The sequence below is a fragment of the Vibrio sp. PSi01 genome, assembly GCF_054960695.1.
The window spans coordinates 25,605-46,652 of sequence record NZ_JBHNYN010000008.1 but is presented as its reverse complement, the minus strand read 5'-3'; the positions used below and the strand labels follow the sequence as shown (position 1 = coordinate 46,652).

Below are 21,048 nucleotides of genomic sequence, written 5' to 3'. Positions count from 1 at the left end.
AGTGCTGACGTTAATATTCATTATGAGCGTTTGCTCAATGGCTAATTAGATTAGCGCAGCAACTTTCTCTGCAACTTCCGCTTGAGACACGGTTTCTTGCTCGCCGCCAACCAAATCTTTTAGTACAACGGTATTATCAGCAACTTCGTTCTCACCAAGCACTAGCGCCACAACGGCACCTACTTTGTCAGCACGTTTGAATTGCTTCTTGAAGTTACCACCACCAAAGTGGTTCATCACACGCACGCCTTCTACAGTGTCGCGTAATTGATTCGCTAGTTGCATGCCTGCGATCATAGTGCCTTCGCCAGCCGCAACCATGTAAACATCAACGCTACGGCGAACTTCTGTTAGTTCTAGCGTTTCCATCATCAGAACCAGACGCTCTAGACCCATTGCGAAGCCAACTGCATTGGTTGCTTTTCCGCCCAGTTGCTCAACAAGACCATCGTAACGGCCGCCGCCACATACTGTACCTTGAGCACCAAGGCTGTCTGTGATCCACTCAAATACGGTACGGTTGTAGTAATCTAGGCCGCGTACTAGACGCTCATTAACTTGGTATTCGATACCAACAGCGTCAAGAAGTTCACACAAACCAGCAAAATGTTGCTTCGATTCTTCACCTAGATATTCAGATAGTCGAGGTGCGTCACCTAAGATAGCTTGAACATCAGGGTTCTTAGTATCAAGTACACGTAGAGGGTTAGTGTGCATACGACGTTTACAATCATCATCTAGCACATCAATGTGTTGCTCAAGGAAAGCCACTAACGCAGTGCGGTAGCTTACGCGATCTTCTTGAGAACCGATGGAGTTTAGCTCTAGGCGAACGTGCTTATCGATACCTAGCTCACGCCATAGGCGAGCTGTCATCATGATAAGTTCTGCGTCAACGTCTGGACCGTCTAAGCCAAACACTTCAACACCACATTGGTGGAATTGACGGTAACGACCTTTTTGAGGACGCTCGTGGCGGAACATCGGGCCCATGTACCATAGGCGCTGTTCATCACGGTTGATAAGGCTATTTTGAATACATGAACGTACACAACCAGCTGTGCCTTCTGGACGCAGCGTTAGGCTATCGCCATTGCGGTCGTCAAAGGTGTACATCTCTTTAGAAACAACGTCTGTCTCTTCACCAACGGCACGGCTAAATAGGTTTGTTTCTTCAACGATAGGCATACGTACTTCGTTGTAACCGTATGCACTCACCACGTTTTTAACTGCGCTTTCTACTTTCTGCCACAGTGGTGATTGAGTTGGAAGGCAGTCGTTCATGCCTCGAATTGCTTGGATATTTTTAGCCACAGTATTTATTCCGTAATTTCTCACGACCAGGTGTTAGTGCGAATAGACAGTCACACCCCATCGCGTTGTATTAATCTTCTAAGTTTTCTACATCAATGCGATTTGCTTTATCAAGCACTGACGCTTTTGCACGAATCTTAGCTTCAAGTTTGTCGACAAGATCATCGTTGTCGAAGCGCTCTTTCTGACGCTTACCGTCTTCGTAGAAGGCACTTTTACGTGCACTACCGGCTAAACCTAAGTGAGACACTTCAGCTTCACCAGGGCCGTTAACCACACAACCGATGATTGATACGTCCATTGGGGTAATAACGTCTTCTAAGCGCTCTTCAAGGGCGTTAACGGTGTTAATAACATCGAACTCTTGACGAGAACAGCTCGGGCACGCAATGAAGTTGATGCCACGCGAGCGAATGCGCAAAGATTTAAGAATATCAAAGCCAACTTTGATCTCTTCAACAGGATCTGCCGCTAGCGAGATACGCAGCGTGTCACCGATACCTTCAGAAAGAAGCATACCTAGACCCACAGCTGACTTCACAGAGCCAGCACGAGCACCGCCCGCTTCGGTGATACCAAGGTGAAGTGGTTGGTCAATCTGCTTAGCCAGCAAACGGTAAGAGCCGACGGCGAGGAAGACATCAGAAGCCTTAACGCTGACTTTAAATTGATCAAAGTTCAAACGGTCTAGGATATCGACGTGACGCATTGCGGATTCAACAAGCGCTTCGGCTGTCGGTTCTGTGTATTTCTCTTGGATCTCTTTTTCAAGAGAGCCGCCGTTAACACCAATACGAATCGGAATATTCATATCGCGAGCACAATCAACAACGGAGCGGATACGACTTTCATTACCGATGTTACCAGGGTTGATACGCAAACAGTCAACGCCATATTCAGCCACTTTAAGGGCGATACGGTAGTCGAAATGAATATCAGCAACCAAAGGAACAGATACTTGCTGCTTGATTAACTTAAACGCTTCAGCGGCATCCATAGTAGGAACAGATACGCGAACGATATCAGCACCCACTTTTTCCAAAGCTCGAATTTGAGCAACGGTCGCGGCTACATCAGTTGTTCTTGTGTTGGTCATGGATTGCACAGCAATTGGTGCACCATCACCGATCGGCACATCACCCACATAAATACGGGTTGATTTGCGACGAATAATAGGAGATTCGTGTTGCATATTAACTCTAAGGTAAGGTTATTCTAGCTACTTTGCCTGAAGTATACCCAGAAAGGTCGACAGGTTCACTTGCAAATGTCATCGATACGCCTTCAGGCGCACCCAGAATCACTTTATATGGTGCAGCTCCAGAAAGATTTAAGGTCTGGCCTGCTTTTTTGATGCCAGTAGACAACGTTTTACCCGAAGCATCTTTCACTTGGATCCAGCAATCAGCAGAAAACTGCATCACTAGCTCGTTAACCACAGATTCTGGAGCTACCGTTTCTAATTCTGCCGTAACAGAAGCGACGTCTGCAGCTTGTTGTGCTTCTTCCATCTGTTCAACTGGTTCAATAGTTTCTGAAGTTTCAGCTGTATTTGTAGAAGTCAGATCATCAGAGTTTTCAGTAACAAAAGATGTCTCTGTGTTTTGTTCAGCTTCAATCACTTCTAATGACGTTAATTCAGGGTCTAGCGACTCATCGACCATTAGCTCTTCTGAGCTTTCGGTATTAACCAGAGATTGAGACAAGGTGTCTTGCTGTTGGTTCTGCCACCACCACAATGAAGACATGCCTACAATCACCGCGAAAATACTCCAAGTTAGGAACATAATACGGCTATTGTGCTTTTCGGTTTTGGTCTTACGAGAAAAGCTCAGCATTTCTTGTTCTTGATGTTGAGCGTCACCAGAATGATGAAGCGCATTTAAAACCACTTTCTCATCAAGATTAACGTACTTCGCATATGAGCGAATGTAGCCACGCATAAACGTTGCCACTTGGTCAGATTCGAACTGGTTTTCTTCGATTTGTTGAATCAAAGTAACGCGAAGCTTCAAGCGATCAGAGATCTGCTTTTGTGTTAAACCAAGAGATTCACGTTTATTTTTAAGCAGTGTTCCTGCTTCTAAAGTCGGTGCAACTATTTCAGGTGTTTTTGTGTCGTGTTCTGTGTTCATAGAGAGTGAACTTCTAAAGTATTATCGCAGGTTGATGAGAGCATGTTTTTATTGTCGTTTAAGCTCAATCTAGCAACCCACTTTATGTGGAATTTTTCCTGTTACTTAAATCATCAACCCTTAAAGACAAACATCGGTCATACCGTTATGAACGACGCTCTCAGGAAGCTAGTTTATCAAGTAGCCAACCTAAATAGACATATTGATGATCAGTAACAAGCGAGCACTTAAAATTAATTTAAGATTAGTTAATCATAAGCTAATGCCATTACAAGGCAAAAACACTTTAAACAAAATTTACCGTCAGCTCATGGTTTTGTCCAAAATTTGACGAAAAATGTAAGAAAGCATGGGAAAAAAGTCTAAAAATTGGAAATTAACTCTCCCAAAAAGCAACAAGCCAGAAGTTAGACTTCTGGCTTGTTTAAATTCCAATCGCGTTTAAACCGCTTTTACTTCAATCACACCACCTGCAATGAGGTTAGCTTCTGAGGCGGCTTTCAGCATTTTGGTACGCTTGGTTCTGTCAATAACATCACCCACCAATTGGCCACATGCGGCATCAATGTCATCACCACGAGTTTTACGAACCGTTACTGTGTAGTTGTATTCCATCAGCGTTTTTTGGAAGCGATCAATACGAGAATTACTTGGCTTCTTGTAAGGTGACCCTGGGTAAGGGTTAAATGGAATCAAGTTAATCTTACATGGCGTATCTTTCATTAGCTCAGCAAGTTCACGAGCATGGTCCATATCGTCATTCACATGATCCAATAGAACGTACTCAACGGTTACTTTACCGCGGTTAGCATTTGAAGAAGCAATGTAACGACGAACAGACGCTAGGAAGTCTTGGATATCCCAACGGTCGTTGATCGGCATGATTTGGCTACGTAGTGCATCGTTTGGTGCATGTAGAGAAATCGCAAGTGCTACGTCGATGTTATCAGTCATTTGGTCAAGGCCAGATACAACACCAGAAGTTGATACCGTTACACGACGCTTAGACAGTGCGAAGCCAAGATCATCAAGCATGATTTCTAATGATGGAATTAGATTCTTCATGTTCAATAGAGGTTCACCCATACCCATCATTACAACGTTAGTAATTGGGCGACGACCTGTTTCTTTCTCTAGACCGATCTCACGAGATGCACGCCAAATTTGACCAACAATCTCTGAAACTTTTAGGTTACGATTAAAGCCTTGTTGAGCTGTTGAACAGAATTTACACTCAAGTGCACAACCAACTTGTGAAGATACACATAGCGTCGCACGGTCACCATCTGGGATGTATACGGTTTCAACGTCTTGGTCGCCAACGCTCATAGCCCATTTAATTGTGCCATCTGTAGAGTGCTGAGCTTCAGAAACAACAGGTGCAACAATCTCACAACGACGTTGAAGTTTCTCACGTAACTTTTTGTTAATGTTGTTCATTTGTTCGAAGTCATCGACACCGAAGTGATAAATCCACTTCATCACTTGCTCTGCTCTAAACGCTTTCTCATTCAGTTCTTCTGTGAAAAATTTACGAAGACCTTTACGATCAAAATCGAGTAGATTGACTTTAGCTGTGGTCATGATGCCTCTCAGTGACGGAACAATAATTAAGGGCGCGAATTGTACAGGCTTTACGCAACTTCAACAAGCACTGTAAAACCCTGTGTTTACTAAGACATTCAAACTTAAATGATTAAAATTTGAACAATTTAATTTATCGGCCTGAGATTAACCAATTTGAAGAAAAGATTACCGATTAAGCTCCTCCGTCGCTATCGGGAATAACGTAAAAACTTACTCAGTAACTTTCCATTCATAGTCATCAGGTCACGAGTTCCTCAAACCTCGTCATTCCAGAACCGAGGGACGAGGTATCTGGAATCTCTCTTTTAACTGCACCTCTTTTCCCACAATCCATCAGATACAAAAAAGGCCTCACCGAAGTGAAGCCTTTATTGATACTTGCTGTTGTCTGCTTATTCAGCTGGGCGCGGGCAAATTTCAGATTCTGGGAAGAAGAATTCGATTTCACGAGCTGCTGACTCAGGGCTGTCACTGCCATGTACTGAGTTGTAACGCATGCTGATAGCGTAGTCAGCACGGATAGTGCCGCATGCTGCTTCTTCTGGGTTTGTTTTGCCCATCAATTCGCGGTAACGAGCAATCGCGTTTTCGCCTTCAAGTACTTGAACCATGATAGGACCAGAAGTCATAAACTCTTTAAGAGCCGGGAAGAATTCTTTGCCTTCGTGTTCTGCGTAGAAGCCACTTGCTTGTTCTTCAGTAAGACGAACCATTTTAGCAGCAATAATTTCTAGGCCTGCCTTTTCGATGCGGTGGTAGATTTCACCAACAAGGTTACGCTTAACTGCATCTGGCTTAACAATTGAGAACGTTCTTTCTAGAGCCATAGGGATTCCTTCACTTCATTTTTTTGTTATTAAAGACTGAAATTACTGAGATCATTCGATCTTAGTTTCTGAATGAGCGGCATCGAAATACCGCACATTCTTATTATTATTTTGCTTGATCGATAAGAAGGCGAGCGAGCGTACGAACACCCATACCCGTTGCACCAGCCGACCATTTATTACTTGCAGATTTACGGTAAGTACCTGAGCAATCCAGGTGAATCCAACCTTTTTTGTAGTCGTCTACAAAGTAAGAAAGAAATGCAGCAGCGGTACTTGCACCCGGCGTGTAATCTCCTGAACTGATGTTTGAAAGATCAGCAAAGTTTGAAGGCAGCATACCACGGTGGAAATCAGCAAGAGGCAGTGGCCATAGGCCTTCTTTCTCTTGGTTCGCAGCCGTTAGCGCTTGGTGAGACAGTTCATCATCGAAGCTTAATAGTGCATGGTAGTCGTTACCTAGTGCATTTTTCGCTGCGCCAGTTAGCGTTGCGCAATCAATGATCAATTCTGGATTTTGTGCACTTGCGTACATCAAACCATCAGCAAGAACCAAGCGACCTTCAGCGTCAGTATTCATGATCTCAACCGTCTTACCATTTTTGTAGGTAATGATGTCGCCAAGCTTCAATGCACGACCAGAGATCATGTTCTCTGCACAACATAGAATAAGCTTAATACGCTTGTTCAAGCCACGTTCAATTGCAAGACCAAGGCCACCAGTGATGGTTGCAGCGCCGCCCATATCAGCCTTCATTGCTGTCATGAATTGACCTGGCTTGATGCTGTAACCGCCTGAGTCGAAAGTGATACCTTTACCGACTAGACAAGCAAATACAGGTGCATTTTCGTCGCCTGTTGGGTTGAAATCCAATTGAAGCATTGCTGATGTACGCTCAGAGCCACGCCCTACTGCGTAGATGCCTTCCCAACCTTCAGTTAGTAGATCTTTATCTTTAACGATTTTCGCTTTCACTGTGCCTGCTGGCGCCACTGACTTGATGTATTCAGCAGCCATTGTCGCTAATTGACGAGGTGCCACTTCTTCAGCGGTTTTGTTGATAATGTCACGAGTCCAATCAGTAGCACGAATGCGAGCTTCTAGCTCTACTTGATCAGCTTCTGAAAGTGCATCCCATTCCAATGCATTCTTTTTCTTTGGTCCACGGTAGCCTTGGTAGAAAGCCCAAACGCTTTCTAGATCCCAACCTTCACCACGAAGTGAAACGAATGCGATACCTTGTCCGTCAAGCGTACGACCAGCACGTTGAACTGCGCCTAAATCGTGACCTTCACCAATGTGAATTGTCGCTCCTGCTTCAGAAAACGATAAAATAGCTCTAGCTCCCCACTGAGGCTGGGCAGCTTCTTGACTTAAAAATACTGACATCTGTGTAGACATGATTTCTCCTTGTCATGAACCACCGTTATTAAGTGGTTCTGATTATTTTTTATTAGCGCACTGATGTTAGCATTATGTAGGAGTAAAATGTCATTTTGATAAAAAAACGGACCATAAGGTCCGCTGTTTTTAGTAAGAATTGTTAACTTGGCTGCGTTTTATATTGGACTGATGCCAACCCACAACCTAATCATTAGACAAGAGGATTAATCCATCTCATCCATCCAGCACAAAATAATAGCCTCTAAGATTTTCTCATTAGAGTTGTTCGGCGCGTCGTCGAACTCTTCAAGGTCTAACACCCACTGATGCAAATCGGTAAAACGAACCGTTTTAGGGTCAGTATCTGGGTACAAATCACATAGTTCAATTGCGATATCTCGCGAATCAATCCACTTCAAGCTCATAACACTTCCTTATTTTTATCAGCGACGCTCTGTCACCTTTATGATCTATATTCTAGGCCTGTTTCTTAACATGGCTGTTCTAGTAATGGTTGTCTAAATAATAATTACACAGTTATAACCATAGAAACCGTTACTAAAAACAAGTTCTTAGTGATCTTCAGAAGCTAGGTTCAGCGTGTACTTTGGAATCTCTACAACAAGATCCGTATCAGCAACTTTAGCTTGGCAACCTAGGCGGGATTCCATCTCTAAGCCCCATGCTTTATCTAGCATGTCGTCTTCTAGGTCATCGCTCTCTTCTAAAGAATCAAAGCCTTCACGAATCACAACGTGACATGTAGTACATGCACACGACTTCTCACATGCGTGTTCAATACCAATACCGGCCTTCAATGCAACATCAAGAACCGTCTCACCAGTTTTTGCTTCTAAAACAGCGCCTTCTGGACATAGATCTTCGTGAGGTAAAACAATAATCTTTGGCATGTTTATCTATTCTCTAACTATTAAATATTATCGACTGACTGACCTGACAGTGCAGCACGAATTGATTTATCCATACGACGAGAAGCAAAGTCTTGGCTCGCTTTGTCGATATTTTTAATTTCTAGTTCAATGGCATCGGCATTGTCGCCATTGCGCACTTCAATCAGTGCTTCAATGGCTTGAACAAGTTGTTGCTTGCCTTGCTCATCCAGCAACTCATCACCATCGGCTTGCATCGCAGCAATTAAGCCTTCAATAACTCGATCCGCTTCTACGCGTTGCTCAGCAAGAGCACGCGCTTGCATGTCTTCTTTTGCAAACGTCATCGAATCTTTCAGCATGCTGGCCACTTCGTTATCGCTTAGACCGTAAGAAGGCTTAACTTGGATTTCAGCTTGAACGCCAGTGCTCTTCTCCATTGCGGTAACCGACAGTAAACCATCAGCATCCACTTGGTAAGTAACGCGAATATGAGCAGCACCTGCTGTCATCGGCGGGATGCCTTTCAAAGCAAATCGAGCCAGTGAACGACAGTCATCAACCATCTCACGCTCGCCTTGCACGGTGTGTACTGTCATTGCAGTTTGACCGTCTTTGAACGTGGTAAACTCTTGTGCACGAGCAACTGGGATCGTGGTATTACGAGGGATGATCTTTTCGACTAAGCCACCCATGGTTTCGATACCCAGTGACAGAGGGATAACATCCAATAGCAGCATCTCAGAGTCAGGCTTGTTGCCAACTAAGATATCCGCTTGAATCGATGCGCCAATCGCAACCACTTCATCAGGGTTAATACTGGTTAATGGAGTACGACCAAAGAAGCCACCGACCATTTCACGAACAAGTAAGGTACGAGTTGAACCACCTACCATCACGACTTCTAGTACTTCATCCGCGTCAACTTCCGCATCTTTCAGTGCTCGGCGGCACGAAAGCAGCGTTTTCTTAACTAGTGGCTTGATGAGCTCTTCGAACTCTTCACGAGTTAATGAGCCAGACCAACCTAGTGCTTCAACATTAACGCTTTCAGCTTCAGATAAGCCAATCTTCGCTTCTGTTGCTGCGTCTAGAAGAATACGGTTCTGTTCTGCTGTCAGCTCTAACAAGCCCATTTGCTCTTGGAAATGATCCGCAATTAAATGGTCAAAGTCATCGCCGCCTAATGCAGAGTCACCACCGGTTGCTAAAACTTCGAAGACACCTTTAGACAGGCGTAGGATAGAGATATCAAACGTACCACCGCCTAAGTCATAAACAGCGATTACCCCTTCTTTACCTGAATCCAAGCCATAAGCAATCGCAGCTGCAGTGGGTTCATTAAGAAGACGTAACACATGAAGACCAGCAAGTTGCGCTGCGTCTTTGGTACCTGCACGTTGTGCATCATCAAAGTACGCAGGGACGGTAATCACGGCACCAGCCAATTCACCACCTAACGTCGACTCAGCACGTTGACCGAGTGCACGAAGAATATCTGCAGATACTTGAATTGGGTTCTTATTTCCTTGCGCTGTGTTAATCACAGGCAGGCCATTATCACTTTCTTCAAACTGATATGGCAGAGATGGGTATCGCTGTTGAATATCTGACAGTGAACGACCGATTAATCGCTTAACTGAGATAATGGTATTTTTAGGATCAGTTTGTGCATTTACACGCGCTTCATCACCGGTGGTGTACGACTCTGACTGATAGTGAACAACGGAAGGGAGAATACTGCGACCTTGTTGATCAACAAGCGTGCTTGCCTCACCACTGCGCACTGACGCAACCAATGAGTTTGTTGTACCTAAATCAATACCCACTGCAAGCTTGTGCTGGTGAGGAGCGGCGCTTTGCCCTGGTTCTGCAATCTGAAGTAGTGCCATGGATGTGTCCTTGTTATACGAACTAGCCGATCAAACGATCTTCAACTAACTCGATTTCATTCTTTAATTTTGCAATAAACTTAAGCTTTCTTACTCGGTCTGCAGCTTCTAACCAAGCTTCGCTGTCGAGTTCTTGTTGGATAGCGCTTAATTGTTGTTTATACATTTTGCTAACCTTTCCTTCAAATGCAAACAAAGCATCTTCAGGATCAGAACTGTCGGCGATATCTTCCAGCTCTTCACGCAATTCCATTTGCTCCATCAGGAACATAGGATCTTGCATAGTCTGCTGCTCACCACGAATATCCTCACCATGTTGAACTAACAGGTATTCAGCGCGGCTGACTGGATTTTTCAACACCTGGTACGCATCATTGATTTGCGCAGCTTTTTGCACAGCCAGCAAGCGATCTCGCTCAGAAGCCGTGGCAAATTTATCAGGGTGGAATTGGCGTTGCAGATCTCTAAACTGAGAAGAAAGAAGGCTACCATCCAGTTGAAACTGAAGTGGTAGCCCAAATAATTCGAAATGATTCATGTAACGGTGGTCCTAAGTTTAGGCTCTTTACTTAGAGCCTAATTTTATTCTTCGCTCATTATAAACGCTCAACGATTGAGGCGTTTATACATTGAAGCTCTCACCACAACCACATTCGCCTTTCGCGTTAGGGTTGTTGAATTCAAAACCTTCGTTTAGGCCTTCTTTTACGTAATCAAGCTCAGTACCGTCTAGGTAAACTAGGCTCTTTGGATCAATGATGACCTTAACACCTGAATGCTCGAACACTTCGTCTTCTTCGTTGAGCTCGTCAACGAATTCCAGTACATACGCCATACCCGAACAGCCAGTAGTTTTTACCGCTAAGCGCAACCCGATACCTTTACCTCGGTTATCTAGGAAAGCTTGAACTCGGCTTGCTGCCGTATCTGTCATGGTGATGGCCATACTACAACCTTGTGTTTTATATAAATTGAGAACTCAGGGGGAGCACAAAGGGTGCTCCCAAATATTACTTTTTTGAAGTGATTACGTTGTAGAAACGATTAGTGCTTCTTTTTGTAATCCGCAACCGCTGCTTTGATTGCATCTTCAGCAAGAATTGAACAGTGAACTTTCACTGGTGGCAACTCTAACTCTTCTGCGATTTCAGAGTTTTTAATAGCAGCTGCTTCATCAATACTTTTACCTTTAACCCACTCAGTTACTAGTGAGCTAGAAGCGATTGCGCTACCGCAACCGTAAGTCTTGAATTTTGCGTCTTCAATAATACCTTCTGCAGATACTTTGATTTGCAGTTTCATTACGTCACCACAAGCTGGTGCGCCAACCATGCCGCTACCTACACTTGGATCTTCTTTATCAAACGAACCTACGTTACGTGGGTTTTCGTAGTGATCAATTACTTTTTCGCTATATGCCATGATAGTTACCTCGAATCCTCTATTTCCGTGAGATTAGTGATGAGCCCACTCAACAGTGTTCAAATCAATCCCTTCTTTATACATATCCCATAGAGGAGACATGTCGCGTAATTTATTTACTGCTACACGGATTTGTGCAATCGCGTAGTCGATTTCTTCTTCCGTAGTGAAACGGCCGAATGAAAAACGTACTGAGCTGTGTGCCAGTTCATCGTTTAAGCCAAGAGCGCGTAAAACGTATGAAGGCTCAAGACTCGCTGATGTACATGCAGAACCTGATGATACCGCTAAGTCTTTTAAAGACATAAGCAGAGATTCACCTTCAACGAAAGCAAAGCTCACGTTTAGGTTATGTGGTACACGTTGATCTAAGTCGCCATTTACCGTTACTGCTTCTAGATCTTGAACCCCTTTCAATAGACGCTCGCGAAGTGCTAGTGCGTGGTCATAATCTTTCTGCATGTCTTGTTTAGCGACAGCAAAAGCTTCACCCATACCCACGATTTGGTGAGTAGCAAGCGTACCAGAACGGAAACCACGTTCGTGACCTCCACCGTGCATCTGTGCTTCAAGACGAATACGTGGCTTACGACGAACGTACAAAGCACCAATGCCTTTAGGGCCGTATGCTTTGTGTGCAGAAAGAGAGATAAGGTCAACTTTCATCTCTTTTACATCTAGTGGGATTTTACCCGCAGACTGAGCCGCATCAACGTGGAAGATGATCTTGCGTGAACGACATAATTCGCCGATTGCAGAGATATCTTGGATTACACCAATCTCGTTGTTTACGTGCATGATAGAAACAAGAACCGTATCTTCACGCATTGCTGCTTGTAGCTTGTCTAAATCAATGATGCCGTTTGCTTCAGGCTCAAGGTAAGTCACCTCAAAACCTTCACGCTCTAGTTGGCGACATGGATCAAGAACCGCTTTATGTTCTGTTTTACACGTGATTACGTGCTTACCTTTCTTCTCGTAAAAGTGCGCTGCACCTTTGATAGCAAGGTTGTCTGACTCTGTAGCACCTGACGTGAAAACAATCTCACGTGGGTCTGCATTTAGTAGATCGGCAATTTGCTCACGAGCATTATCTACTGATTCTTCTGCCTGCCAGCCGTAACGGTGTGAACGAGATGCAGGGTTACCGAAGTTACCGTCCATCGTCATGCACTGAACCATTTTTTCAGCAACACGTGGATCGACTGGGCATGTAGCTGAATAGTCAAAGTAAATAGGCAGTTTCATTTTCTACTCCAATGTAAAAACTGACCGCTAAGAGCGGGCATTAACACCGTGAGGTGCTGCACTAATCGTTGTAGTGCTCGTATTTTTATGTGCAAAACCATTATTAACCGCAAGATCGATATCTTGACGATCAGAAATCTCTAAAACTTCGTTATCTTTCATTAGCTCACCGAGCGTAATGTCATTTAAGAAGCTGCTGATTCGGGAGCTTAAATCACGCCAAAGAGTGTGAGTTAAACAACGACTACCACCTTGGCAATCTGCTCGACCGTGACACTTGGTTGCATCCACTGATTCGTCTACTGCTGCAATAACAGTTCCGACAGCAATGTCGCTCGCTTCAGCACCTAAGCGGTAACCACCACCAGGGCCGCGAACACTAGCAACTAAGCCAGCTTTACGTAACTTAGAAAAGAGTTGTTCTAAGTAAGATAACGAGATGCCTTGTCGCTCTGAAATATCAGCCAGAGGAACTGGGCTTTTTTGCGAATGCAGTGCTACATCTAGCATAGCTGTTACCGCATATCTTCCTTTAGATGTAAGTTTCATATCACACCGTATCCACATTGTTTATGTGGTTGGAATTTTCCCATACCCGACTAAATTGGTCAAGTATTTAGTTGACTATTTTAGTCAAGTATTCATCCCTAGAGGTTGTATGGGATTTATTTGCCCGATTTACTCTTCTCAATCGAAGTCAAAATACCGCGCAAAGTGTTGATCTCTTGAAGCTCTGGGCGAGCACGGCTGAATAGACGACGTAACTTGTTCATCACCTGACCCGGCTTATCCTTAGAGATAAATTGGGTATCAATGATCACTTTTTCAAGGTGCTCATAGAACATTTCTAGTTCTTCGTGACGTGGGTAGTCATCTTGTTGTTGTGGCTGATATTGGCTAGCCACCATATCAAGGTGTGCAACACGAACTTCGTAGCTCAGAGTCTGTACCGCCATCGCTAGATTTAATGAGCTGTATTCTGGGTTAGCAGGGATACATACGTGATAGTGACATTTCTGCAACTCGTCATTCGTTAAGCCAGTACGTTCACGACCGAACACTAATGCGACTGGATGTTTTTGACCTTCAACGGCAAACTTTTCGCCACACTCGCGAGGCTCAAGCATTGGCCACTCAAGCGTACGAGAACGAGCACTTGAGCCTACAACCAAACCACAGTCTTTTACTGCTTCTTCTAGAGTAGAAACAATGGTCGCGTTTTCTGCGATGTCACCTGCACCCGCAGCCAGTGCTAAGGTCTGCTCGTCAACTTCACATTGAGGGTCTACAAGAACCAACTGACTCAAACCCATCACTTTCATTGCGCGAGCTGCTGAGCCGATATTTCCCGAATGAGACGTACCAACCAGAACGACTTTTACATTGTCTAACATGCTATATGACACCACTTTAAAAATAATCGCGAGATATTAACACATAGCAAAGTAAAATGGTCAGACCCTTAACGGAATGTGAAACCAAGAGTTCAAAAAATAACCACTTCCCTTTTACGGAAACTTTGGTATACTCGCCGCCGCTTTAAATTGTTCTTTAACATCTTGTGGGAAAAACCATATGCATCCAATGCTAAACATTGCGATACGCGCTGCGCGTAAAGCTGGCAACCATATTGCTAAATCTCTTGAAACAACTGATAAGATCGAAACATCTCTAAAAGGTAACAACGATTACGTTACTAACATTGCTCAAGAAGCTGAGTACATGATTATTGAGACAATCAAATCATCTTACCCAGAGCACAGCATTATTTCTGAAGAGTCAGGCCTGACTGAAGGTAAAGACTCTGACGTACAATGGATCGTTGACCCACTAGATGGCACCAACAACTTTGTAAAAGGTTTCCCTCACTTCTCTGTATCTATTGCTGTTCGTATGAACGGTCGTACAGAAGTTGCTTGTGTTTATGACCCAATGCTAAACGAGCTATTCACTGCTCAACGTGGCGCTGGCGCTCAACTTAACAACGCTCGTATGCGTGTTACTCAACTTAAAGACCTTCAAGGTACTGTTTTAGCGACTGGTTTCCCATTCAAGCAAAAACAACACTCTGAATCTTTCATGAAAATCATCTCAGCTTTATTCGTAGATTGCGCTGACTTCCGTCGTACTGGTTCTCCAGCTCTTGACCTATGTTACCTAGCGGCTGGTCGTGTTGACGGTTACCTAGAACTTGGTCTTAAGCCATGGGATCTAGCTGCTGGCGATCTAATCGCTCGTGAAGCTGGTGCTATCATGACTGACTTTGCTGGCGGTACTGATTACATGACGTCTGGTAATGTTGTTGCTTCAAGCGCTCGTGGTGTTAAGTCTATTCTTAAGCACGTTCGTGAAAACTCTAACGAAGGTATGCTGAAGTAATTCAGACCTTACGTTAATGCTCTTTAGTTAAGAGCAGAAGATTTTCAAAGCCTCGCTATTGCGGGGCTTTTTTGTATCTGTGATACGAGCTACGAGCAAGATGGCGGTTAGTCGCGATGAGCACAACACACTTCGCTGATGAATTGCATTGAGCTTATCGACAAAATACAGACGTAAAAAAACCGCTGACTAGGCAGCGGTTTTTTTGTTTAGCGAAACTTATTAAGCCAAGGCCTAAGGCATCTCGTCAAACTCTTCACCTTCTTTGTCCACTTGCGGTGGCATTAGGTGTTCACGCGTAATACCCAACTTCATAGCCAGTGCAGATGCAACGTAGATAGAAGAGTATGTACCAACCGTAATACCCAGTAGAAGTGCAGTTGCGAAGCCGTGAATCATAGCGCCGCCCTGAACAAACAGTGCGATAACTACGAATAACGTTGTACCAGAAGTGATCAATGTACGGCTCAATGTTTGTGTGATTGAGCTGTTCAGTACTTCAGGTGCTTCACCCTTACGCATCTTACGGAAGTTCTCACGAATCCGGTCAAATACCACTATGGTATCGTTGAGGGAGTAACCGACCACCGTCAGCAAGGCTGCTACGATAGTAAGGTCTACCTCAATTTGCATTAGAGAGAACACACCTAGTGTGATGATAACGTCGTGTGCTAGGGCTAATACAGCACCTGCAGCCAAACGCCATTCAAATCGCACTGACACGTAGATCAAGATACAGATAAGAGAAACTAGAATAGCAAGGCCACCAGCTTCTGTTAGTTCATCACCCACGTTTGGACCAACGAACTCGATACGGCGCATTTCAACTTGCTCACCAGTACCATCTTTAATTGCAGTCAGGATCTGGTTACCAAGCGTTTCGCCTGCAACACCGTCACGTGGACGTAGACGAACCATTACCTCACGCGCAGAACCAAAGTTCTGAACCGTAGCATCACCAAAGCCTTCAGCTTCTAGTGCACTTCGAATGTCAGGTAGGTTTGCTGGTTGCTCGAAACCCACTTCAATCAGCGTACCGCCGGTAAAATCTAAACCCCAGTTCAACGACTTCGTTGTTAAGGTGAAGATAGCAGTACCAATCATCAAGATAGAGAATACAAAGGCAACCTTTGACCAACGCATAAAGTCGATCATTTTTTCTGCTTTTAGAATCTGAAACATATTAATTCCTAGCCTTAGATCGACAGTTTCTTAACGCGTTTGCCGCCATACATCAGGTTCACGATACAACGTGTTCCGACAATAGCTGTAAACATTGAAGTCAAGATACCGATTGATAACGTTACCGCGAAGCCTTTAATCGCACCTGTACCTACAGCAAACAGAATGATTGCTGTCAGTAGTGTAGTGATGTTGGCATCGGCGATTGTACTAAATGCGTTTGCATAGCCTTGGTGAATTGCTTGTTGTGGACTGCGTCCATCTCGAAGTTCTTCACGTATACGCTCAAAGATAAGAACGTTGGCATCGACTGCCATACCAACCGTCAATACGATACCGGCAATACCTGGTAGCGTCATTGTCGCGCCAGGAATCATCGACATGACACCAATAATCAACACAAGGTTAGCCATCAGAGCGACGTTCGCGATCAGACCGAAAGTTCGGTAGTAAAGCAGTGTAAACAGCATTACTGCAGCCATACCCCAAACCATCGCCATGATACCCATATCGATGTTTTGTTGCCCCATAGATGGACCAATCGTACGTTCTTCTACAATCGAGATAGGCGCAATCAATGCACCAGCACGTAGTAGAAGTGCCAAGTTATGAGCTTCAGCCGTTGAGTCGATACCTGTAATACGGAAGTTACGGCCAAGTGCAGATTGAATCGTCGCTTGGTTAATCACTTCTTCGTGCTTACTTAGAATCACTCGGCCTTCAGGCGTTTTACGACCGCTGTCTTTATACTCTGCAAATACCGTTGCCATTAGCTTACCGATATTCTGACGAGAGAACGCAGACATCTTGCTACCACCTTCGCTGTCTAGCGAGATGTTAACTTGTGGACGACCATATTCATCAACACTTGAGCTTGCGTCAGTAATACTTGAACCGCCTAAGATAACGCGCTTCTGAAGTACAACAGGACGACCATCACGATCTTGCTTGATTTCGCTACCCGCAGGGGCACGACCAGAAGCGGCAGCGGCTAAATCAGCACTGCTATCCACTTCACGGAATTCAAGTGTTGCCGTCGCACCAAGAATTTCTTTAGCGCGCGCCGTGTCTTGAACACCAGGCAATTCCACTACGATACGGCTAGCACCTTGACGTTGAACCAAAGGCTCAGCTACACCAAGTTCATTAACACGGTTACGTAGGATAGTGATGTTTTGCTCTACCGCGTAGTTACGGATTTCTTGAAGACGAGCTTCTGTGAAGTTTGCAACCAAAGAAAAACGACCGTTAGATGCAGAATCGACGAACGTCATGTCTTGGTGTTTAGATTGCAGTAGCGATTTCGCTTCAGCAAGCTGCTCTTCGTTACGCAGAATCACTTCAACCGCATCTTTACCTGATGGGCGAATTGCACGGTAACGAATCTTTTCTTCACGAAGTTCACTGCGGAACGCTTCTTCTTGTTGGCCAACCAGCTTTTCCATTGCAGCATCCATATCCACTTCCATTAAGAAGTGAACACCGCCACGTAGGTCAAGACCGAGCTTCATTGGTGCAGCACCAATAGATTCAAGCCAATCAGGAGTTGAAGCCGCTAAGTTTAAAGCAACGATAACATCATCACCTAGTGCTTCTGTGATGATATCACGGGCACTAATTTGCGTATCTGTATCGTTAAAGCGAACAAGAATGGAACCGTTCTCTAGAGCAACGGATTTAGTAGAAAGGCTCTCTGCTTCAAGAGCATCGGTGACAGCATCCAGCGTAGACAGATCTACAGAGGCGCCGCGCGCCCCTGTAACTTGAACTGCCGGATCTTCACCGTATATATTTGGAAGTGCGTATAACGCAGCAATAGCGATGGCAAACATCACCATCAAATACTTCCATAACGGATAACGGTTTAGCACAGCGAGGATCCTCTAGCTGTTTATAGAGATTTCAGAGTACCTTTTGGTAGCACTGCTGTAACGAAGTCTTTCTTGATAACTACTTCGTTGTTTGCGTTCAATTCGATAGCAACGTAGTCGCTGTCTTCAGCAATCTTAGTAATCTTACCGATTAAGCCACCGCTTGTAAGAACTTCATCGCCTTTGCCCATTGAAGACATAAGGTTCTTGTGCTCTTTAACACGCTTAGCTTGTGGACGGTAGATCATGAAGTAGAAGATCACAGCAAACATACCTAGCATGATAAGCATTTCGAAACCGCCGCCTGCTGGTGCACCTTCTGCTGCTGCGTGAGCTTGAGAAATAAACATTTAAAACATCCTCTATTATATTTTCGTAATTGTTTGTCTAATTGGGTTGCACCCCTTTATTTTCAAGCCCCAACTCTCGGAAGAGAGATGGGGCTCGCAAAAAAAGAAATACTAAGATTCTTTACCTAGTGGTGGCACTTCACGCCCCATTCTTGCGTAGAACTCTGCAACGAACTCTTCAAAGCGATCTTCATCGATAGACTGACGAATGTCTGACATTACTCGCTGGTAGAAACGCAGGTTATGAATCGTGTTCAGTCGAGCACCTAGGATCTCATTACAACGATCCAAATGGTGTAAGTACGACTTGCTATAGTTCTTACAAGTGTAACAGTCACACTCTGAATCTAGTGGTGTTGTATCCATTTTATGCTTCGCATTACGGATCTTGATCACACCTTCAGTTACAAACAGGTGGCCATTACGTGCATTTCGCGTTGGCATTACACAGTCAAACATGTCGATACCTCGACGAACACCTTCAACCAAGTCTTCAGGCTTGCCTACGCCCATTAGGTAACGTGGCTTATCTTCAGGTAATTGAGGACATGTGTGCTCAAGAATACGGTGCATGTCTTCTTTTGGTTCGCCTACTGCTAGGCCGCCAACAGCGTAACCGTCAAAACCAATTTCTGTTAGGCCTTTAACGGACACATCACGAAGGTCTTCGTATACGCCACCTTGTACAATACCGAACAGTGAGTTCGGGTTTTCTTGCTTATCAAAGTGATCACGTGAACGTTGAGCCCAACGAAGAGACATCTCCATCGAGTCTTTAGCTTCTTTATGCGTCGCAGGGTAAGGCGTACATTCATCAAAGATCATTACGATGTCTGAGCCTAGATCCTTTTGGATTTCCATCGACTTTTCAGCGTCCATGAAGATCTTGTCACCGTTTACAGGGTTACGGAAGTGAACACCCTCTTCAGTGATTTTACGCGTCGCACCTAGGCTGAATACTTGGAAACCGCCTGAATCAGTCAGGATAGGTCCTTTCCAGTTCATGAAATCGTGCAAGTCACCGTGCAGCTTCATGATTTCTTGACCAGGGCGTAACCATAGATGGAACGTATTACCTAGTAGGATTTCAGCACCGGTGTCTTTCACTTCTTCAGGCGTCATACCTTTTACCGTACCGTAAGTACCTACTGGCATGAATGCTGGTGTTTCAACGGTACCACGTTCAAACTGAAGTTGACCACGACGTGCGCCGCTGTTTGTTTTTTTAAGTTCGTATTTTAATTTCACGAAGCCTCCAATATGCCAGAGAAACAATCTGACTGATAATTCAGAACCTTAAGCTAAACATAAGTTCAATCTCGCGAGTTCTATGAGGAGCGGTCGCGTATTCCCTGCGAGAGATTAGACAGACACTCTGCCCAACTCCTAGCTTACTGCTAGCACCCGTAAATTCTTTTTATATCGTTTATAACGAGTTAGATTAGCTCGTTTTCTTATTGATGAACATCGCATCACCGTAGCTAAAGAAGCGATATTCGCTCTTCACTGCGTGATCGTATGCGCCCATCACATTGTCGTAGCCAGCAAATGCACTCACCAACATAATCAGTGTTGATTCTGGTAAGTGGAAATTGGTAATCAAGCAATCCACCAACTGATATTCATAACCAGGGAAGATGAAAATTTCTGTATCGCCAAAGAAAGGAACTAATTCGGTGCCCTTCTTCAGTGCATCTTGCGCTGCACTTTCTAGTGAGCGCACTGATGTTGTACCAACGGCAATAATACGACCGCCACGAGCTTTTGCTGCAGCAACGGCATCAACCACTTCTTGCGGTACCTCAACGTACTCAGCATGCATGTGATGATCATTGATATTATCAACTTTTACTGGTTGGAATGTGCCCGCACCTACGTGAAGTGTCACGTAAGCAAACTCTACACCTTTAGCTTTCATGTCAGCCATTAGCTTGTCATCAAAGTGAAGGCCAGCTGTTGGCGCAGCAACGGCACCGGGCTTCTCATTGTAAACCGTCTGGTAACGCTCTTTATCTGCGTCTTCATCAGGACGATCGATGTAAGGTGGCAGTGGCATGTGACCAACACTGTTAAGAATTTCTAATACGCTTTGGTCGGAAGTGAAATGGATTTCAAACAACGCATCATGACGCGCTACCATTTCAGCTTCATACTCGTCATTCTCACCAAGAAACAATTTAGTGCCTGGTTTGGGAGATTTAGAACAACGAACGTGGGCTAGAATACTCTTCTCGTCGAGCATTCGTTCAACCAACACTTCAAGCTTACCGCCTGATGCCTTGCGACCGAACACGCGAGCAGGAATAACTCGAGTATTATTGAAAACGACAAGATCGCCCGGCTCAACCAAGTCTAAAACGTCTTTAAACGAACCATCCGTCAGGTTGCCATTATTGCCGTCTAATTTAAGCAGGCGGCTTGCTGTACGCTCTTCTTGAGGGTAACGAGCAATAAGTTCATCTGGTAGGTCAAAGTGAAAATCTGAAACTTGCATGTGTCTAGTCTTGTCTTAGTTGATGAGATTCGTGCCGTTGACGAATAATAAATCATGCTTGCTAATCGATCGT

Annotated in this window: 21 protein-coding genes; 1 reads left to right on the top strand and 20 read right to left on the bottom strand. The window is 44.5% G+C overall.

Annotated features, from left to right (window positions below; translation table 11 throughout):
- Positions 1 to 45: 45 nt before the first annotated feature.
- From hisS to trmJ, 15 genes are all read right to left on the bottom strand, one after another.
- On the bottom strand, positions 46 to 1,314 hold the full coding sequence (gene hisS / locus ACFI6G_RS12910) for a histidine--tRNA ligase (RefSeq protein ID WP_016784836.1): 1,269 nt from the start codon (positions 1,312 to 1,314) through the stop codon (positions 46 to 48).
- A 70-nt stretch (positions 1,315 to 1,384) separates the two neighbouring features.
- Positions 1,385 to 2,506 (bottom strand): flavodoxin-dependent (E)-4-hydroxy-3-methylbut-2-enyl-diphosphate synthase, encoded by a 1,122-nt coding sequence (gene ispG, locus ACFI6G_RS12905; protein ID WP_009848294.1) that lies wholly within the window; start codon positions 2,504 to 2,506, stop codon positions 1,385 to 1,387.
- Positions 2,507 to 2,513: 7 nt separating this feature from the next.
- On the bottom strand, positions 2,514 to 3,449 hold the full coding sequence (gene rodZ, locus ACFI6G_RS12900; protein ID WP_010440538.1) for a cytoskeleton protein RodZ: 936 nt from the start codon (positions 3,447 to 3,449) through the stop codon (positions 2,514 to 2,516).
- A 441-nt stretch (positions 3,450 to 3,890) separates the two neighbouring features.
- Positions 3,891 to 5,033 (bottom strand): dual-specificity RNA methyltransferase RlmN, encoded by a 1,143-nt coding sequence (gene rlmN / locus ACFI6G_RS12895; protein WP_010440536.1) that lies wholly within the window; start codon positions 5,031 to 5,033, stop codon positions 3,891 to 3,893.
- 395 nt (positions 5,034 to 5,428) lie between these two features.
- A complete protein-coding gene (gene ndk, locus ACFI6G_RS12890) occupies positions 5,429 to 5,863 on the bottom strand; it encodes a nucleoside-diphosphate kinase (RefSeq protein WP_010440533.1) in 435 nt (144 codons plus the stop codon).
- A gap of 106 nt (positions 5,864 to 5,969) precedes the next feature.
- A complete protein-coding gene (pepB, locus tag ACFI6G_RS12885) occupies positions 5,970 to 7,265 on the bottom strand; it encodes an aminopeptidase PepB (RefSeq protein WP_102277609.1) in 1,296 nt (431 codons plus the stop codon).
- A gap of 206 nt (positions 7,266 to 7,471) precedes the next feature.
- Positions 7,472 to 7,672, bottom strand: coding sequence for a Fe-S cluster assembly protein IscX (iscX, locus tag ACFI6G_RS12880; RefSeq protein WP_010440526.1), 201 nt, complete (start codon positions 7,670 to 7,672; stop codon positions 7,472 to 7,474).
- Between the two features lie 147 nt (positions 7,673 to 7,819).
- Complete coding sequence (fdx, locus tag ACFI6G_RS12875; RefSeq protein ID WP_010440525.1) at positions 7,820 to 8,158, bottom strand: ISC system 2Fe-2S type ferredoxin; 339 nt, start codon at positions 8,156 to 8,158, stop codon at positions 7,820 to 7,822.
- A 20-nt stretch (positions 8,159 to 8,178) separates the two neighbouring features.
- Positions 8,179 to 10,029, bottom strand: a complete 1,851-nt coding sequence (hscA, locus tag ACFI6G_RS12870; RefSeq protein WP_016793719.1) for a Fe-S protein assembly chaperone HscA — start codon at positions 10,027 to 10,029, stop codon at positions 8,179 to 8,181.
- Positions 10,030 to 10,051: 22 nt separating this feature from the next.
- A complete protein-coding gene (gene hscB, locus ACFI6G_RS12865) occupies positions 10,052 to 10,567 on the bottom strand; it encodes a co-chaperone HscB (RefSeq protein ID WP_010440522.1) in 516 nt (171 codons plus the stop codon).
- Positions 10,568 to 10,651: 84 nt separating this feature from the next.
- The gene (iscA, locus tag ACFI6G_RS12860; RefSeq protein WP_010440519.1) at positions 10,652 to 10,975 is read right to left on the bottom strand and encodes an iron-sulfur cluster assembly protein IscA; all 324 of its coding nucleotides are present in this window, start codon (positions 10,973 to 10,975) and stop codon (positions 10,652 to 10,654) included.
- 98 nt (positions 10,976 to 11,073) lie between these two features.
- The gene (iscU, locus tag ACFI6G_RS12855; protein WP_004735094.1) at positions 11,074 to 11,451 is read right to left on the bottom strand and encodes a Fe-S cluster assembly scaffold IscU; all 378 of its coding nucleotides are present in this window, start codon (positions 11,449 to 11,451) and stop codon (positions 11,074 to 11,076) included.
- A gap of 33 nt (positions 11,452 to 11,484) precedes the next feature.
- Positions 11,485 to 12,699, bottom strand: coding sequence for an IscS subfamily cysteine desulfurase (locus ACFI6G_RS12850; RefSeq protein WP_010440514.1), 1,215 nt, complete (start codon positions 12,697 to 12,699; stop codon positions 11,485 to 11,487).
- Positions 12,700 to 12,726: 27 nt separating this feature from the next.
- Positions 12,727 to 13,248, bottom strand: coding sequence for a Fe-S cluster assembly transcriptional regulator IscR (gene iscR / locus ACFI6G_RS12845; RefSeq protein ID WP_010440512.1), 522 nt, complete (start codon positions 13,246 to 13,248; stop codon positions 12,727 to 12,729).
- Positions 13,249 to 13,364: 116 nt separating this feature from the next.
- Positions 13,365 to 14,093 (bottom strand): tRNA (cytosine(32)/uridine(32)-2'-O)-methyltransferase TrmJ, encoded by a 729-nt coding sequence (gene trmJ, locus ACFI6G_RS12840; RefSeq protein WP_010440509.1) that lies wholly within the window; start codon positions 14,091 to 14,093, stop codon positions 13,365 to 13,367.
- Positions 14,094 to 14,274: 181 nt separating this feature from the next.
- Here trmJ and suhB point away from each other — a divergent pair, with 181 nt between their 5' ends.
- A complete protein-coding gene (suhB, locus tag ACFI6G_RS12835) occupies positions 14,275 to 15,078 on the top strand; it encodes an inositol-1-monophosphatase (protein ID WP_010440508.1) in 804 nt (267 codons plus the stop codon).
- Positions 15,079 to 15,312: 234 nt separating this feature from the next.
- Here the strand turns inward: suhB and secF are convergent, their stop codons facing one another.
- From secF to queA, 5 genes are all read right to left on the bottom strand, one after another.
- Positions 15,313 to 16,260 (bottom strand): protein translocase subunit SecF, encoded by a 948-nt coding sequence (gene secF, locus ACFI6G_RS12830; protein WP_016788422.1) that lies wholly within the window; start codon positions 16,258 to 16,260, stop codon positions 15,313 to 15,315.
- 14 nt (positions 16,261 to 16,274) lie between these two features.
- The gene (gene secD, locus ACFI6G_RS12825) at positions 16,275 to 18,131 is read right to left on the bottom strand and encodes a protein translocase subunit SecD (protein ID WP_080572723.1); all 1,857 of its coding nucleotides are present in this window, start codon (positions 18,129 to 18,131) and stop codon (positions 16,275 to 16,277) included.
- Between the two features lie 20 nt (positions 18,132 to 18,151).
- Positions 18,152 to 18,481: a preprotein translocase subunit YajC gene (yajC, locus tag ACFI6G_RS12820; protein ID WP_010440492.1), complete on the bottom strand. Its 330-nt coding sequence runs from the start codon at positions 18,479 to 18,481 to the stop codon at positions 18,152 to 18,154.
- A 111-nt stretch (positions 18,482 to 18,592) separates the two neighbouring features.
- Positions 18,593 to 19,729, bottom strand: a complete 1,137-nt coding sequence (tgt, locus tag ACFI6G_RS12815) for a tRNA guanosine(34) transglycosylase Tgt (RefSeq protein WP_010440490.1) — start codon at positions 19,727 to 19,729, stop codon at positions 18,593 to 18,595.
- A 193-nt stretch (positions 19,730 to 19,922) separates the two neighbouring features.
- Positions 19,923 to 20,975, bottom strand: coding sequence for a tRNA preQ1(34) S-adenosylmethionine ribosyltransferase-isomerase QueA (gene queA, locus ACFI6G_RS12810; protein WP_010440488.1), 1,053 nt, complete (start codon positions 20,973 to 20,975; stop codon positions 19,923 to 19,925).
- Between the last annotated feature and the right edge of the window lie 73 nt (positions 20,976 to 21,048).